Origin of the sequence: Gloeocapsa sp. PCC 7428 (genome assembly GCF_000317555.1) — a bacterium.
Classification (GTDB): domain Bacteria; phylum Cyanobacteriota; class Cyanobacteriia; order Cyanobacteriales; family Chroococcidiopsidaceae; genus Chroogloeocystis.
Genome location: NC_019745.1, coordinates 3,666,063 through 3,681,881 on the forward strand (window position 1 = coordinate 3,666,063; position 15,819 = coordinate 3,681,881).

Here is a 15,819-nt window from a genome sequence, read left to right on the forward strand (position 1 = left end):
TCTCTAAAGTAGTTAACTACTCATTATACCTTCATACATTTGAATGACTTGTTTCACATTTTCACGGTAATCTTCTACAATTTCTGCTTGTTCTGAGTCAAAATCGATAATGCGATCGCCAATTGTATCAATAGCGCACTCGTTAATATTATCAATCAAAATCGTCGGCATTGTTACTTTAGATTCGGCAATTTCTTTAATAATTTTGCTTGGATGATTTTGCTCTAAAATTGCTTTTAAAATCTGAACTTGATAGCCAGGAAGCTGTTCCATAAATTCCATCCATTCTTCTGGAAGTTCATGAGAAATTGTCACTTCTACTTCTGGTATTTCTAAGCTATCGATTAATTCTGAAAAAGGAAATAACTCTGTATCTTCCTGCTTATCGTCATCGCTTATTGGTTCTGCGATTAAAGCTTCTATCTGCTGGTGAAACTCTAGAATTTGGCTTTGTAGTTGATTTCGTTCTTCTTGTAAAGCGAGTAAATCGGCTTGTTGTTGCTCTTTTTTGAGTTGTAGTGTTTCTAAGCTAGCGCGTACTTCTTCTTTTTCTCCTTTTAGAGAGGTAAGTTTATTCTGGATATTGTTTTTGTATTGCTCTAATTTTTCTATTTGATTTTGCAAAATGTATGTTTTAAGTTCTATTTGCCGTTTTTGTTCTTTAAAACTTTGCAAATCAACTTCCAGTGCTACTTTTTCTGATTGCTGCTGTATTAGCTGCTTTTGAAGTTTATCTTGTTCTAGTCTTAATTCCTGAATCGCTTGATTTTCTTGATTATGTTGAGTTTTTAAGCTGTTAATTTGGATGTGTAAACTCTTTAATTGAGATGATAAAGCTGATTGTTGTTGATGTAAATTAGCTATTTCCTGCTCTAGAGCTTCTTTTTGTTGTGTTGTTACAGTAAAATCTCTATGTAGTTGTGCTAACTCTAAACGTAAGGCATCCGAATTTTGCTCTAATGCTTTCTTTTCAGTGAATACAGTTGCTTTTTGGTGTTCAAGTTCGCAGAGATTAGCGTGTAGACTATTTAGTTCTTTCTCTAAATCTTCTTTTTGTTCTTTTAAAATCTTTAATTCTTGTTGTAAATCATCTTTGTAGTGATGCCTTGCTTCAAATTGACTGCGTAGTTGATTGCACTCGGTTTGTAGATAATGAATGCTATTTTCTAATTCTTGTTTTTTAAAGTTTGCATTTGAAAGAATTCGATTCAAGTTAATTTCTTGGGCTTCTAGTTCATAAATTTTCTGGCGTTGAGATGATAAAACAAGTAATTCACGATTGTTTTGACGTTTGTCTACAACAATTGCTGCTGCATAAGTAGCAGGAAGAGTGATTAAACTAGTAAGTAACGCCCGATTTGCGTTTCTATTGGAGAGGAAGCTGATTCCGAAGCTGACACCAAAGGCAACTGCACCTAAAATGATTCGATTACTAACCATAGCGCGATCGCTTATCTTAATGGTTATGAAACTGCATCCAGATTAACAGATAGATTAGGCTTGAGAAGAACCAAAAACCGCTAATTCGGCTTTAAGAAAATCAATAAACTGTCGTGCGGTACGTCCCGATCGTCCATTATGCCGTGTTGCCCATTGCAATGCACGATATTCTAAATCTTCTTGAGACAGGGAAATTCCTGCTTGCGCCGCGAGATGACGAATGATACTCAAGTATGTTTTCTGATCTGCGGGTTCAAAAGTCAAAGTCAAACCAAAGCGATCGCTAAACGACAACTTTTCTTGCATAGTATCCCACACATGAACCTCTTCACGATCTCTAGCCCGTGGTCGATCGTCAAAAAATTCTCGAATCAAATGACGGCGATTCGAGGTAGCATAAACTACAACATTTTGCGATCGCGCAGTTAAATTACCTTCCAAAACAACTTTTAAAGCTTTAAATGCGTCATCATCTTCCTCAAACGAAAGATCGTCAACAAAAATAATAAACTTCTGCGGTAGATTCCGCAATTTTTCAACAATTTCCGGTAGATCTTTTAAATCCGACTTAGCAACTTCAATTAAACGCAGATTGCGCTTTTGATAGTGATTTAACAATGCTTTGACTAACGAAGATTTTCCCGAACCGCGACTTCCATAAAGTAGTACGTGCAATGCAGAATATCCAGATAAAAGAAACTCAGTATTGTTGAGCAAAGTTTCTTTTTGCAGTTCATAACCTACAAGTTGATCAAGTTGAATCGAATCTGGATGTGAAATACCAACAAATTCTCCAGCTTGCCAACGTAAAGCACGATTTGCAAATAAACCTGAACCAAATCTAGAGTAATAAACAGCTAAGTCTGATATAAGAGTTTCCCAATTTGCTGTTTGGTGGAAGGGAATTTCATAAGTTTCTTGCGTTTGAGTATCCCATACTGCAAGTGGCGTTTGTAATCCTGTGACAACTTGCACCCACTGACTCAAAGTATCGCTACTACATTGATAAAGACTCTGCAACGCTTGTAAATCTTGCTTAGCTGCGGCTAAGAGGGCTGGTGGTAAGGTTTCTGTTTGCTGAACTTGTTGTGAGAAGGGATTATCATCGCGTAGAATTTGCGCTATGAGGTAGTCTTGCCAACTTTGGTTACTTGCAGCTAAAGCTTTGAAGTAATTGCCATACGCTTGAAGACAATTAATTTTATTTACACCGTTACTTAGTGACTGTAATAAGTGTAAAAAAGCTTGACCAACTTCGTTATGCAGCACAGATTGATATAGTAGCAACGATGCTGCTTGACATCTTAGGGTTTGAATTGAGTGACTGACGTGCGTATCCATGAATAAATTCAGCAATCTACCTCAGTTATGGTAAATTGTCTGCCGATAGTTAACGATAATTTTAGAATAAGCAATGAATATAGCTATTATTGCAGCGATCGCCTATGGAACCATTGCCATCATTGGCGGTATTATCGGTTACACGCAAGCTCGGAGTACGGCATCTTTAATTTCGGGAATCATTAGCGGTTTACTGCTCATTGCTGGGGGAGTTTTTTATTTACAAGGACAAGCTTGGGGCTTTACTTTAGCACTGGCTATTACAGCTATCTTAGTCGTTGTATTTACAATTAGATTCGTAAAAACACGCAAGTTTATGCCAGCGGGATTAATGCTGACGTTGGGAGTTCTCACGCTAGTCATCATGGTAAGTCAATTAGGAGCAGCCTAAAGTTAGACGATCATCTCAAGTTCGCCTAACGAGTTCTAATTCTAAAGCCCAAAAACTTTCTCCTCTGCTACCTTAATGATAAGCTTTTAACTAGACATGATCTCACACTTCGGGTTCTACTCCTAATGCTCTTAGTTGTGCTGCCAAGCGCTCAGCTTTTAGACGTTCTTGTTCGGCTTGTTGAGTAGCTTGTTGTACTTTTACCTGTGCTGCTTCTTCGGGTAACAAAACTAAATTGCCAGAACTATCAAAAAAACGCAACCAAGGTGCAGTTTCTCTCTGTATAGTTCCCTCCCAAATACCTAACCAAAAACCCAAAGTTGCACACCACAGCCATCCGCGTTCGTTTGCTTCTAACGGCTGATAGCGATGGCTAGCATCTAATTGCCATCCTTGTAGCGAACTCGGATTAAAAGGATCGTACACAAAATAATTTGGCGTTCTAAACGTGCGTTCGTAAATCTCTTTCTTTGTTACCTTGTCTACTTCCGCAGTTGACGGCGACATCAACTCTACGATGACATCTGGATATCGCCCATCTTCCTCCCACACTACCCAACCTTGACGCGATTTTGTACCATCAGCGTCTAAAACAACAAAAAAATCTGGTCCACGAAAGTCACGATTGCGTGCTTGAGTGCTGCTATAGTAAATAAACATATTACCGCCTGCAAAAAAGTCATTGCGCTCCGACCAAGCTTGTTCTAGCGATCGAATCAAGACATCCATTGCAATACGGTGACGATTGCTTTCCAAGGGTTCACCATCATCGAATATCAAATCAGTAGGCGGCATCGGCGGTTCCCAATCCCACCCCGCATCTTGGGAGATTGTCTTTTCTTCAGTAGATGACATCGTAAAACTCTCCCCTGCTAAGATTGCATCGTTAGTACATTTATATTACATGACGAACGTTGAGGAAAGCGATCGCCTTCCTCCTCAATTAGTCTCTCAAAATTCCAATTCCCGCTTTCTGCTCGATATAATCGGCTAAGTTAATAAAATCTTCACGCGGATAGCATCTTCCACCAATTAAGTTAAATGCTAATTCACTACGGGGATGATCTGGACTTTCCAGAATATGAATACCCCAGTAATAAAGAAGATCGCTAGCACGAATACAAACTTCTTCAGGGTCAATACAGTGAAACTTATCGTCTATTTTACTCGTTTCTTTATAAATATCTGCATAAGCTCTTCTCAAAATCTGCAAACGTCGGTATCCAGGATCTTTAAAATTATTAACTAATACAAATAAATGGGCACTTCTATTAATTCTACGTATGTCTTTTACAGTCTGTTGAATGACTTTTCCATGCTTATTAATGCCCAAAGGATTTAAAGTTGTGGGAATAATGCAATAATCAAATTTTGCTACTAATTCAGAGTGATTTCTTTCCATTGCAGGCGAACAATCAAAAATTACAATCTTGGCATCACGCGCAGCATCCTCATGCCAATCTTCGCCCTTAAATACTTCAATTGTTGTCCCCACTCCTTTAGGATTAGGAACATAAACACCATCACCGACAAGCTTTTGTAAATTTTCTTCAGGGTCTAAATCTACTAAAGCTACGTTGAAACCTTGTAACGCAAATGCACCTGCTAAATGCGCTGCAACTGTTGTTTTACCTACACCACCTTTACACGTAAAAACACCAAAATAAATTTTGCCAGGCTTGGGTGGTTCAGGTGAGGACGATACATCAACGTCGCCGTTAATGAAGTTAAAACTACTTTCTGTCGCAACACCACAGCGAATTTTAGTATCTTGACCCCAAGATTTTATTAAAGCACGCGCTGGACCGCCGAAACCTTTTGTAGTGAGAAAAATACCAGCATTAAACTTTTTACCTTCAGGAGAATCTAGATAATCGGCAAACTTTGATAGTTGTGTTGATGTTGCATTATTTTTCAGCCATTTAACTTGTACAGCCGCAACACAATGATTTTTTTTAACAACTAAATCGTATCCAGGTTGATTAGGTTTAGCAGTTTCAACAGTCCAACCGTGTTTGTGAAAGATTTTAGCGACGTGCTGCTCAAAATGAGTGAAATCATGAACAAAATTATATTCTAATGTTGCAGGCATAGTTAGAGATTTTAAACAATAACAAGTTCAGTATATTTTGCGATAAATCACTCCATAATTGGAGCTTCATTATCATTTAAAAGCTATGCTAGCACCACAACTATAGGGAATATACGGAGTCAACAATGAAGAATCGATGAAACTTGATGAAGAAAGTGCGAACCTTATAAAATTACTTTGCAATTATGGAACGAATGCCATCACCGCAGCAGGCGAACCCGAACCATTTTGTAAGCGTAAAATACCGATCGCTAACGTAGATCCACGTACAGGTAATTGATCGAGATTCGTTAAATTTTCTAAGACAATTCTTGTTCTTTCTAGTATTAAACGATTCGTTGCAAACGTGGTATCTTGTCCAGAATCGACACCATGTGTATCAATTCCTACACCGGCAATTTGTCGTTGTAGTAAAAACTGCGTTGCATCGCAGCTAAATCCTGGAAAATGAAGATTGCCAGATGTATCAGCATTGAGAAATGCGGCTTTATCCCACCACTTGTTTTGCCATCCTGTATACAGTAACACCACGCATCCAGGATCAATTACACCGTGTTGTTGCTCCCAATTTAAAATATCAGTAACGCTCAGCGTGTAGTCAGGATTTACGGCTTGTGCTTGGATATTCAACACAATCGCAGGAACAACTAATAGATCCGCAGGATATTGATCGATTCCTACTCCATCCGCGTAAAAACTCTTAGGCGCGTTGATATGCGTTGCAGTGTGTTCGCCGAAAGCGAAACGCCGGAGGTAATAACCATCTTGATGCAACTCAGCAACAGTTTCAAATTCCACAGGCGGATCGCCTAGCCATTGAGGAATATCAGGATGAATTACATGGCTGAGATGAATGACTTGCGAATAGGAGATGTTTTGACGCTTTTTTGAGTGATATCGCGGTGGGGAAGTTAATTGCGTTAAAGTTGCTTCCATGATTGCAGGAGTTTGTCCTGAAACTGTATATACTAGCGCTTCGCGATACACTCGTTGTGCTGGATGCGCGGTATCATTGGCACTACCACTCGAAACTGTCACCGCTGCGTGTGCGGTACGTACTGCTAAATCAATAGCCCAGGCGCGCAGTTGTACTTTTTGTGTAAATGTATGTTGTGCTTGGGCGATCGCCTCTCGACATTCGTTCAATTCTCGTTCTAACGCCGTAAAAGCTTTATCAATAAAAGCTAAAGATTTCGTTTGTGCTGTTGCTTTGACAATATCCAACCCCGCCATTGCACAACCTATAGCTAATGGAGTTGCGCGCAGCACATTTTTGATATCGTTATTATGAATCCACCCCGCAGGTTTCACAAAGACGACGCGATCGCTTGATAAAAAGAACTGAGTAAGAGTCGCGCTGACCGTACTGGTCGATCGCATAGCGGCGAGTTGCATTGGAGGGCTAAAAGCGATCGCACCACCTGTAGCTTGTTGCGTCTCTACAAAAGGTACAATCCCAAAAACAGCACCACCATCAGGTAAAGTTGCAGCAACGATAAACTCAGCAAACAAATTCCAACCCGTTACCCAAGGAACAAATCCATCAATTTGATAGCCTCCGGTTACAGGTATCGCGATTGTGGGATTTCCTAGCCGTCGAATATGTGAAAAACCGACACCAAGTAAAACATCTCCGTTACCTATGCGTGGAAGATACGCTTGCTGTAGCCGAGAATTACTGCTTTGTACCAACATCCCCGCAGCGCTTTGGTGTTGTGTTTGCAAAAAAGCTAATGCACCAGAATACCTAGCTACCAATTCTTGAAAACTTGCAAAATCTTGATCGCTGATACCAACTCCACCCCATTGTGGCGGTACTCGTAGAGCAAGTAAACCTAGATTACCTAATCCTCTGAGGGCTTTGAATAAGATTTCAGGGTGAGTATCAATTTCGTTAGCTAAGGGTGCAACTTCTTTCAGTAAATACAATTTGGCTGAGTCTAGGATCATTGGTAATTGGTAATTGCTAGGTGCATAAGCATAGGATTGCGCCAGAATGGAATTTTTAGTAGTTTTGTCAGTTAAGCATGATTTATCAAAACCACATTACTTTATCGACTAAAACACACGGGGATATGCATGATATTACCGATCAGGTTAACTCGATTGTAAAAAAGTCGGGAATCAAAACCGGAATGGCGCACGTATTTAATGTGGGTAGTACCGCCTCGATTGGTACGATTGAATTTGAACCAGGATTGCAGCGTGACTTACCCGAACTTCTTAATAAACTCATTCCACCAAGTCGCGAATACGGACACGAGCAAATGTGGCATGATGGCAATGGACACTCGCATTTGCAAGCTACATGGCTAGGTCCATCGTTAACAGTACCCGTGCAAAATGGCAAGCTAGAGTTAGGTACTTGGCAACAAATCTTTCATTTAGAATGTGATATCAAACCACGCCAGCGCAAAGTCGTTGTCACAATTTATGGAGAGTGAGGGTTGAGGGGCAAGGCAGTGCCTTGCCCACACTGAGGTACAGAGGGGCAGAGAGAATAAATAAAGACGAATTGGTAAACATTATGGCAGTAGAATACGATGTCGTTGTGATTGGCGGTGGTTCGGGTGGTTTAGTCGTTGCGGGAGTTGCTGCTGCACTCAAAGCCAAAGTTGCTTTAGTCGAACGCGATCGCCTAGGTGGTGATTGTTTATGGTATGGTTGCGTTCCGAGTAAATCTTTAATTCATGCATCTCGTGTCGCCTACGAAGTCAAACACGCCTCGCGGTTTGGAATTCATTGTAACGATAACAAAATTGATTTTGCTAAAGCAATTGGACACGTGCAAAGTGCGATCGCCGCAATTGAACCGCACGATTCACCCCAGCGATTTGAATCTTTAGGTGCTGAAGTGATTTTCGGTAGTGGTGAATTTGTCGATCCACACACTTTTGTCGTTAATAATCGTCGCTTAAGCGCAAGATCCTTCGTTATTGCTACAGGTTCGCGCCCTGCAATTCCTTCAATTCCTGGATTACAAGCAGCAGGTTACATTACAAACGAAGAAGTTTTTGAAATTACCGATCGCCCCGACACTTTAGGTATTATTGGCGGTGGACCTATCGGGTGTGAATTAGGACAAGCTTTTGCGCGATTAGGTTCTCAAGTTACGATTATTAGTAGTAGCGATCGCCTTTTACCCAAAGAAGATCCCGAAGCCGCCGCCGTAGTACAGCAGCAACTCATTTCCGAAGGAATTCGCGTTCTGACAAAAACACGAGTGGAACGTGTCGAAGTTGTCAATGGTCAAAAGTACTTAATTACCGAAAATGAAAAAATTGCCGTCGATCAAATTCTGGTTGCGACTGGGCGCAATCCAAATGTAGAATCCTTAAATTTAGCAGCCGCAGGTGTTGAACTCCAACAAAAAGATGCCGCAGGTTACAATCAGCAAGGCAATCAAAAAGGAATTCGCGTCAACGCCAAACTGCAAACAACAAACCCTCGAATCTACGCTTGCGGTGATGTGATTGGTGGTTATCAATTTACTCATGTTGCTAGCCACGAAGCCAATGTGATTATCAGAAATGCCTTATTCCTACCGATTCTCAAAGTTGATTATCGCGTCATTCCCTGGGCGACATTTACCGATCCTGAACTCGCCCGCGTTGGTTTAACCGAAGCTGAAGCGCGACAGCGTTACGGTAACAATATTGACGTGATTATACAAGAATATGCAGACGTCGATCGCGCCCAAGCCGAAGCTGCAACGCAAGGCTTTGCCAAAATCATCACAAAACGCAACGGCGAAATTCTCGGCGCGCACATCGTTGGTGCAGCCGCAGGCGAATTAATTCATGAAATTGTTTTAGCAATGTCGCATAACCTGAAGATTTCTGCCTTAGGAGGGATTCATATTTACCCAACACTTGCCGAAGTCGTCAGTAAAGCTGCTTTTGCCCGAACGCAAGAGAAATACGAAAAAAATCACACGCTGCAAGGCTTATTAGAAAAAATGTTTCGCTTGCTGCGATCGCTGTAGCAATTTCGCATAATTACACCGATAGCTAAGGGAAAGCCATGTCGTCATGCAAACTGAATCAAAACTATACGATCGAGATTTCAATTTATGGCTAGAGGATACCGCAGCCAAACTAAAAGTACGTGATGTTGACAACCTAGACTGGGAAAACTTAATTGAGGAAATTATAGCTTTGGGCAAAAGTGAACAGCGAGAACTGATCCACAGGTTAGAAGTATTGCTTTCACATCTACTCAAGCGCATCTATCTCGATTCTGCCTATGATAATCGTGGTTGGGAATTAACAATCAAACAACAACGCAGACAGCTACAACTTCAATTAAAGCAATCTCCTAGCCTGAAAAAATACTTTACAGATGTTTTTGATGAGTGCTGGCAGTATGCTTTATCACAGGTCAAACTCGAATATGCCAAAGTTTTATTCCCCGAACATTGGGAGTTCCGCCGCGATGTTGAGGCAATATTATCTGAAGAGTTTTGGTTACAGTAATACTTAAACTTATAGCCCCTCAGATCTCCTCTGCACCTCTACTCCCCCTAGTAGCAACCTTAAGATAAAACGGTATAAGCTGGAAGCGCTACCAAACAAGGAGTGAATTAACGCTATATGCACTGGCTGTTATCTGGATCTTTGAGTGTAGAGAAATTAACAGTTGCGATCGCCGATCTTCCTCCCTCCTTACAGGGAACAAAGCTAGTGCAACTTTCGGATCTCCACTACGATGGCTTGCGACTGTCCGAAGAAATGTTAGCGCAAGCGATCGCCGCCAGCAACGAAGTTGAACCGGATCTTATTGTTCTCACAGGCGATTACGTCACCGACGATCCTACCCCAATACATCAACTCGTCTTGCGACTGAAACACCTACAAAGTCGCGCGGGAATTTGTGCGGTACTCGGAAACCACGATATTTATTACCCCGAATCGCAAGCCGAAATTACCAAAGCACTGAGTTGCATTGATATTGATGTTCTCTGGAATCAAATTGCTTATCCTTTAGGTACGAGATTACCGATTGTCGGACTTGCCGATTACTGGTCAAAAGAGTTTAAAGTCAAACCTGTCATGCGTCAACTCGACAACAACATACCCCGCATTGTTCTATCACACAATCCTGATACCGCCCAAGTCTTGAAAAAATGGCGCGTTGATTTGCAACTATCCGGTCATACACATGGCGGTCAGTTTACCATTCCTGGCATGGGACCTGCTATATCTGTATACAAAGACTTTCGGCGTAGCCTTCCCAAAGAAATGCGGCGTTGGGTACCATTTATGCAAAAAGAATGCGCCAAAGTTGTTCGACATTGGGAATGGGCGCAAGGCTATCATCGTGTTGGTGAAAATCAGTTGTATGTCAATCGTGGCTTGGGAACGTACCTTCCTGGACGCTTTTTTTGTCCTCCAGAAGTGACTGTGATTACTTTAGTGACTGGTGGCTAGTAGAAGAGTGGAAGAGTGATGAGAAATTCACTAAGCGCTCATTAACTAAATTATGGCAGTCTATTAACGCAGAGTTAGTCAGTTCTTAACAATAGAGTGAGATATTGTTAGTGCCGCGATAGCGCGTAGCGCAGCGCCAAAGGCGATCGCAGGCTTTATGCTTTCATTTTAGTTTTAGAATTGAAAGCCGAATTAAATAATCAGGACTAGCACAGTTGCTACATCCCATCTCCTGAAATTGAAAGTCTTTACCTATGTCTTTTGATGTGGATTGTTTGTCACACTGTATGACGTTTAGTCCTGTTTTGCTGTGCGTTAATTAGGGGAATTGTGTAGTCATTTCCCTAGTCTAAAATTCGTTCTAGGAGGGGAGTCGAACGATGCTGCAACTCCAAGGTTTTGCCAAATTATCCGCAGATACTTTTGCCGAAGGACCGCCATCAGGACAATATAATGATGATGGTTCGCTCAGATCGGAACCGCGATTTCCTGGACAGCCAGTTCAAGGATTTAGTGCAGTTCAATTTGCTGACGAAAATTCTTTTTGGTTTCTTTCGGACAATGGCTTTGGAAGCAAGTTAAATAGTCAAGATTATCTGCTACGTATCTACCGCGTTGATCCGAGTTTTCGCGGATTAGAAAATAAAGACGGAAGCGTAGATGTTTTGAACTTTATTCAACTTGCCGATCCTGATAATAAAATACCATTTCCTATCAAAAACGAAGATACAAACGCCCGACTTCTAACTGGCTTTGATTTTGACGTAGAATCGTTTGTCGTTGCGGCGGATGGTACGCTTTGGGTAGGCGAAGAATTTGGACCTTATTTATTGCATTTCGACCAAACAGGGAAACTTTTAGATGCACCAATTCCGACACCTGATTTTAACGGTGATTTTGTGCGATCGCCTGACAACCCTGATGTGTTAGCAGGTGATGCAACGGCAAATCTAAATCGTTCTAGAGGTTACGAAGGTTTAGCCATTACTCCCGATAAAACAAAGCTATACGCTTTACTCGAAGGAAGTGTAACAGGCGATCCAGAAGATGCGTTGCGAATTTATGAATTCGATTTAGCAGCGAAAGAATTTACTGGTATTAAAGGCTATTACCGCAAAGAAAATCCAGACAATGCGATTGGCGATTTTGCTGTTATCAATGAAAACGAATACTTGGTAATCGAGCGCGATAATTTAAGTGGAGACGAAGCGCAATTCAAGAAGATTTACAAAGTTGATTTGTCGCAGCAAGATGCGAATGGTTATGTCGCAAAACAAGAAATTGGCGATTTGTTAAACATTCGCGACCCGCAAGATCTAAATGCTGACTCTAGTACAACATTTACATTCCCATTCGTCACTATCGAAAATGTTTTGGTAATCGATGAAAATACAATTGTTGTTGCTAACGACAATAATTATCCGGCGACAGGTGGACGTTCGGACACAGAATCCGACAACAACGAAATTTTAGTATTGAAACTCGATCAACCACTAAATCTCGATCCACGCGTCGGAATTAGTGCGATCGCAGGCAATAATTTACGCTTTGGTACTCCCAATGATGATGAATTATTTGCAACGCGCAACGATACTTTATTCGGTGGTGCGGGTGACGATACTCTAGATGCTACCGCAGGACAAGGCGACAATCGTTTGTATGGCGACAGCGGTAATGATGAATTACTAGCAGGTATCCGCGATCGCTTGTTTGGCGGTGACGGTAACGATATCCTCGATGCTTCCCAAGGACGTGGCGATAATCGGCTTTACGGTGGTGCGGGTAACGATACTTTGTTTGCAGGTAGTGGCGATTCCTTATTCGGTGGTGATGGTGACGATCAACTATTTGCGGGTACTGGTGATAACATTCTTACAGGTGGTGATGGTTCAGATCAATTTTGGATTGTCGCTGGCGAAACTCCTGCATCACCTAATACCATTCGCGACTTTCAAGCGGATGTTGATATTATTGGTTTAGGTGCGGGTTTAGCTTTTGTTGATTTGGCGATCGCCCAAACCGGAAGTGATACAACAATTAGCCTCAAAGATGGAACGCCACTCGCTATCTTAGAAGGAGTTGATGCGGGTACGATTTCTATTTCTGATTTTGTAAGTACTGCACCCCGTCCCCTGATTATCGGTCATCGCGGCGCGAGTGGTTTGCGTCCAGAACACACTTTAGCCGCTTACGAATTAGCCATCGATCAAGGCGCTGATTACATCGAACCTGATATCGTCGCCACTAAAGACGGTGTATTAGTCGCGCGTCACGAAAACGAAATTTCTGGAACGACAGATGTCGCAGATCGCCCCGAATTTGCCGATCGCCAGACAACGAAACTCATTGATGGGGAAGAAATCACTGGTTGGTTTACCGAAGACTTTACTTTAGCCGAACTGAAGACTCTCCGCGCTAAAGAACGTTTACCTGAACTCCGCAGCACCGAATACGATGGTTTATACGAAGTTCCCACGCTGCAAGAAATTATCGACTTAGCGCAGCGTAAAAGCGCCGAAGTTGGGCGTACGATTGGTATCTATCCTGAAACTAAGCATCCTACTTATTTTGATAGTATCGGGCTATCGCTTGAAGAACCACTTGTCGAGATTCTGGATGCGAATGGCTATAGCGATCACGACGATCCTGTGTTCATTCAATCTTTTGAAACCGCCAATCTCAAACAACTTGATGAATTAACAAATGTTCCTTTAATTCAGCTACTCGGCGATAGCGGACAACCGTATGATTTTACTGTAAGTGGCGATCCGCGTACTTATCTCGATTTAACAACTCCTGATGAGTTGACAAATATTGCAACTTATGCGGATGGCATTGGTCCTTCTAAGCGGTTGATTGTTCCGGTTGATGCAGCAGGAAGATTGCAATCGCCGACATCGCTGATTGATGACGCCCATGCAGCAGGATTACTCGTTCACGCTTACACTTTCCGCAATGAAGACTTTTTCCTAGCTCCTGATTATCAAGGTAATCCAGAGTTAGAATACGAGCAATTCTTTAGTCTGGGGCTAGATGGTTTGTTTACCGACTTTCCTGGAACCGGCTTTGAAGTCGCGCAGCGTCTTTATCCTTTGACTGCGGCTGATCCTTTACTCGGTGTAGGTTTGTTATCAAATGATACGCCAACAGCATAAAAAGCGTTGATTTTATTGATACTAATAGAGTGACAAAGAGGCTATAAGTCACAAGGCTGTTACTCTTTGTCACTTTGTTAGTATTTAGACTTTGTGTAATACCATTTCACCAAATAAAAACTACAAATCATTTCTCCTCTGCACCTGAAGCTCCTCTGCTGCCTTATTTGTAGTAAATTCAAAGTGACATGGTATAACGAGGCAGCGATCGCCATTTTTGCTAAAATTGTGATTAAATAAGCGAATATTGAACATCCCCATAGATGTAAACTGCTACTAAGCGACCAGATTTAGACAAGCGCTTCAACTTTACTCCTCATAAACTGTGTTGCTGCATCTTAGGAAATTAGCACCAGATTCATCTGGGCTACAGAGCAATGACCTATAATCATTGTCAAAAAACTTTTCTTTAGCAACCTTCTTGTTGCGTCAGAAAATAAAACTCGTGAACCAAACTCGACCTTAGAAAGTGTTTCAAATTTAAAACCTAAAATTCAAAATAGTGTAACGCAGTTTACAGTAGGGGCAGGGGGATAAAAAGATGCAGCGATCGCGCTCAGTTCGAGAAGGTTCTGTAGGACTATTATTACTACTAGGAGTAGGGTTATTTGTCGGTTTGGTTTTGTGGCTACGAGGAGTCACAATTGGTAGACGCAGCTACAGCGCTATCATTGAGTTTGCGAATGTTGGTGGAATGCAAGAAGGCGGTGTCGTCCGCTATCGTGGTGTCAATGTCGGTAATATCGCTGCGATTCGCCCTGGTCCTAATGGTGTAGAAGTCGATGTCGAAATCGCCCCAGCAAACTTAATTATTCCGCGTGATGTTCAAATTGCCGCGAACCAATCAGGATTGATTAGTGAAGTCAGTATCGATATTACACCCCAAGCATCGTTACCCTCAAACGCGGTGAGTGCGCTACCGCTCGATCCGAATTGCGATCGCACGCTAATTGTCTGTAATGGTGCGCGTTTACAAGGTGAAATTGGCATTAGCCTCGATCAATTGATTTCTGCGACTACGCGTTTTACAACGGCTTATAGCGACCCTAATTTCGTCAACACGGTTAATGAAGCAACAAAAAACGCCTCGCAAGCAGCCGCTGGAGTAGCCCAACTGACGCGCGAACTTTCTAGCTTGACACGCGCTACGCAACAACAAATTGGTAGCCTATCAGCAACGGCTAACTCGGTACAACGCGCCGCCGATGAAATTACCGCTTCTACAACAAAGACAGCGGCGCAATTTGGTGCAACTGCGGATCAAATTCGGTTAACGACAGCACAAGTCAATCGCCTTGTCAATAATCTTGATAATTTAGTCACAACAAACCGCACAACGCTTGTGCGCGTGTTAGAAAACATTGACCAAAGCAGCGAACAATTACGCCTCACAGTTGGGGCGCTTTCACCGACGGTTAATCGCTTCACCCAAGGAGAATTAATTCAAAACTTAGAAGCATTATCGGCGAATGCTGCGCAAGCATCCGCAAATTTACGTGATATTTCCGATGCGTTAAATACTCCTACTAACCTTATCGTACTACAACAAACGTTAGATTCGGCGCGAGTCACATTTGAGAATGCCCAAAAAATTACATCAGATCTCGATGAACTCACAGGCGATCCCGCATTTCGTGAAAACGTGCGGCGACTTATTAATGGCTTGAGTGGTTTAGTCTCTTCTACCGATCAATTGCAGCAGCAAATCGAAGTCGCACAAACTTTAGATTCTGTATCCGACACAGTGAAAAACGCAAAACTCAAAAATCCTGAAGCTTCAGCTAAAGGTGAAGATGTTGCAGTTGATAGTTCAGCGATCGCCACTTTACAAAGTCTTGAAGATTTGTTAGAACGCTCATCAGATGCAGCAAAAACAGCAGGTACGCAAGTTTTACCTAACCCCCAAGATTTCGATTCGCACGAAAGTTCGCTTGAGCTATTTCCGCAGTAGTTGATAGAACAATCGCGATC

General features: G+C 42.0%; 12 protein-coding genes. 7 read left to right on the forward strand and 5 right to left on the reverse strand.

From position 1 onward, the window contains the following. Window positions 1-12: 12 nt before the first annotated feature. Both GLO7428_RS26105 and GLO7428_RS16250 read right to left on the reverse strand, forming a co-directional pair. A complete protein-coding gene (locus GLO7428_RS26105; RefSeq protein WP_015189664.1) occupies window positions 13-1,440 on the reverse strand; it encodes a tellurite resistance TerB C-terminal domain-containing protein in 1,428 nt (475 codons plus the stop codon). Window positions 1,441-1,494: 54 nt separating this feature from the next. Continuing rightward, window positions 1,495-2,781 carry an ATP-binding protein gene (locus GLO7428_RS16250; RefSeq protein ID WP_015189665.1) on the reverse strand — a complete coding sequence of 429 codons (1,287 nt, stop codon included), beginning with the start codon at window positions 2,779-2,781 and terminating at the stop codon, window positions 1,495-1,497. A gap of 73 nt (window positions 2,782-2,854) precedes the next feature. On the opposite strand from GLO7428_RS16250, the gene GLO7428_RS16255 reads away from it, so the two are divergent. Further along, window positions 2,855-3,172, forward strand: a complete 318-nt coding sequence (locus GLO7428_RS16255) for a TMEM14 family protein (RefSeq protein WP_015189666.1) — start codon at window positions 2,855-2,857, stop codon at window positions 3,170-3,172. A gap of 102 nt (window positions 3,173-3,274) precedes the next feature. Here the strand turns inward: GLO7428_RS16255 and GLO7428_RS16260 are convergent, their stop codons facing one another. The 3 genes from GLO7428_RS16260 to GLO7428_RS16270 form a co-directional block, all read right to left on the reverse strand. After that, window positions 3,275-4,027, reverse strand: coding sequence for a Uma2 family endonuclease (locus GLO7428_RS16260; RefSeq protein ID WP_015189667.1), 753 nt, complete (start codon window positions 4,025-4,027; stop codon window positions 3,275-3,277). A gap of 88 nt (window positions 4,028-4,115) precedes the next feature. Continuing rightward, window positions 4,116-5,264, reverse strand: coding sequence for an AAA family ATPase (locus GLO7428_RS16265; RefSeq protein WP_015189668.1), 1,149 nt, complete (start codon window positions 5,262-5,264; stop codon window positions 4,116-4,118). Between the two features lie 183 nt (window positions 5,265-5,447). After that, window positions 5,448-7,214, reverse strand: coding sequence for a cyclase family protein (locus tag GLO7428_RS16270; protein ID WP_015189669.1), 1,767 nt, complete (start codon window positions 7,212-7,214; stop codon window positions 5,448-5,450). A 77-nt stretch (window positions 7,215-7,291) separates the two neighbouring features. Here GLO7428_RS16270 and GLO7428_RS16275 point away from each other — a divergent pair, with 77 nt between their 5' ends. From GLO7428_RS16275 to GLO7428_RS16305, 6 genes are all read left to right on the forward strand, one after another. Continuing rightward, the gene (locus GLO7428_RS16275; protein ID WP_015189670.1) at window positions 7,292-7,708 is read left to right on the forward strand and encodes a secondary thiamine-phosphate synthase enzyme YjbQ; all 417 of its coding nucleotides are present in this window, start codon (window positions 7,292-7,294) and stop codon (window positions 7,706-7,708) included. Between the two features lie 83 nt (window positions 7,709-7,791). Continuing rightward, window positions 7,792-9,249, forward strand: a complete 1,458-nt coding sequence (locus tag GLO7428_RS16280; protein WP_015189671.1) for an NAD(P)/FAD-dependent oxidoreductase — start codon at window positions 7,792-7,794, stop codon at window positions 9,247-9,249. A 46-nt stretch (window positions 9,250-9,295) separates the two neighbouring features. Continuing rightward, window positions 9,296-9,739 (forward strand): DUF29 domain-containing protein, encoded by a 444-nt coding sequence (locus GLO7428_RS16285; RefSeq protein ID WP_015189672.1) that lies wholly within the window; start codon window positions 9,296-9,298, stop codon window positions 9,737-9,739. Window positions 9,740-9,856: 117 nt separating this feature from the next. Beyond that, complete coding sequence (locus GLO7428_RS16290; RefSeq protein WP_015189673.1) at window positions 9,857-10,693, forward strand: metallophosphoesterase; 837 nt, start codon at window positions 9,857-9,859, stop codon at window positions 10,691-10,693. A 380-nt stretch (window positions 10,694-11,073) separates the two neighbouring features. Continuing rightward, on the forward strand, window positions 11,074-13,848 hold the full coding sequence (locus tag GLO7428_RS27375) for an esterase-like activity of phytase family protein (protein WP_015189674.1): 2,775 nt from the start codon (window positions 11,074-11,076) through the stop codon (window positions 13,846-13,848). Between the two features lie 541 nt (window positions 13,849-14,389). Next, on the forward strand, window positions 14,390-15,799 hold the full coding sequence (locus GLO7428_RS16305) for an MlaD family protein (RefSeq protein ID WP_015189675.1): 1,410 nt from the start codon (window positions 14,390-14,392) through the stop codon (window positions 15,797-15,799). Window positions 15,800-15,819 lie beyond the last annotated feature (20 nt).

Bases quoted from the DNA above. Each gene is read 5' to 3' on its own strand.
- GLO7428_RS26105 (WP_015189664.1), bottom strand. From the start codon at position 1,440: ATGGTTAGTAATCGAATCATTTTAGGTGCAGTTGCCTTTGGTGTCAGC.
- GLO7428_RS16250 (WP_015189665.1), bottom strand. From the start codon at position 2,781: ATGGATACGCACGTCAGTCACTCAATTCAAACCCTAAGATGTCAAGCA.
- GLO7428_RS16255 (WP_015189666.1), top strand. From the start codon at position 2,855: ATGAATATAGCTATTATTGCAGCGATCGCCTATGGAACCATTGCCATC.
- GLO7428_RS16260 (WP_015189667.1), bottom strand. From the start codon at position 4,027: ATGTCATCTACTGAAGAAAAGACAATCTCCCAAGATGCGGGGTGGGAT.
- GLO7428_RS16265 (WP_015189668.1), bottom strand. From the start codon at position 5,264: ATGCCTGCAACATTAGAATATAATTTTGTTCATGATTTCACTCATTTT.
- GLO7428_RS16270 (WP_015189669.1), bottom strand. From the start codon at position 7,214: ATGATCCTAGACTCAGCCAAATTGTATTTACTGAAAGAAGTTGCACCC.
- GLO7428_RS16275 (WP_015189670.1), top strand. From the start codon at position 7,292: ATGATTTATCAAAACCACATTACTTTATCGACTAAAACACACGGGGAT.
- GLO7428_RS16280 (WP_015189671.1), top strand. From the start codon at position 7,792: ATGGCAGTAGAATACGATGTCGTTGTGATTGGCGGTGGTTCGGGTGGT.
- GLO7428_RS16285 (WP_015189672.1), top strand. From the start codon at position 9,296: ATGCAAACTGAATCAAAACTATACGATCGAGATTTCAATTTATGGCTA.
- GLO7428_RS16290 (WP_015189673.1), top strand. From the start codon at position 9,857: ATGCACTGGCTGTTATCTGGATCTTTGAGTGTAGAGAAATTAACAGTT.
- GLO7428_RS27375 (WP_015189674.1), top strand. From the start codon at position 11,074: ATGCTGCAACTCCAAGGTTTTGCCAAATTATCCGCAGATACTTTTGCC.
- GLO7428_RS16305 (WP_015189675.1), top strand. From the start codon at position 14,390: ATGCAGCGATCGCGCTCAGTTCGAGAAGGTTCTGTAGGACTATTATTA.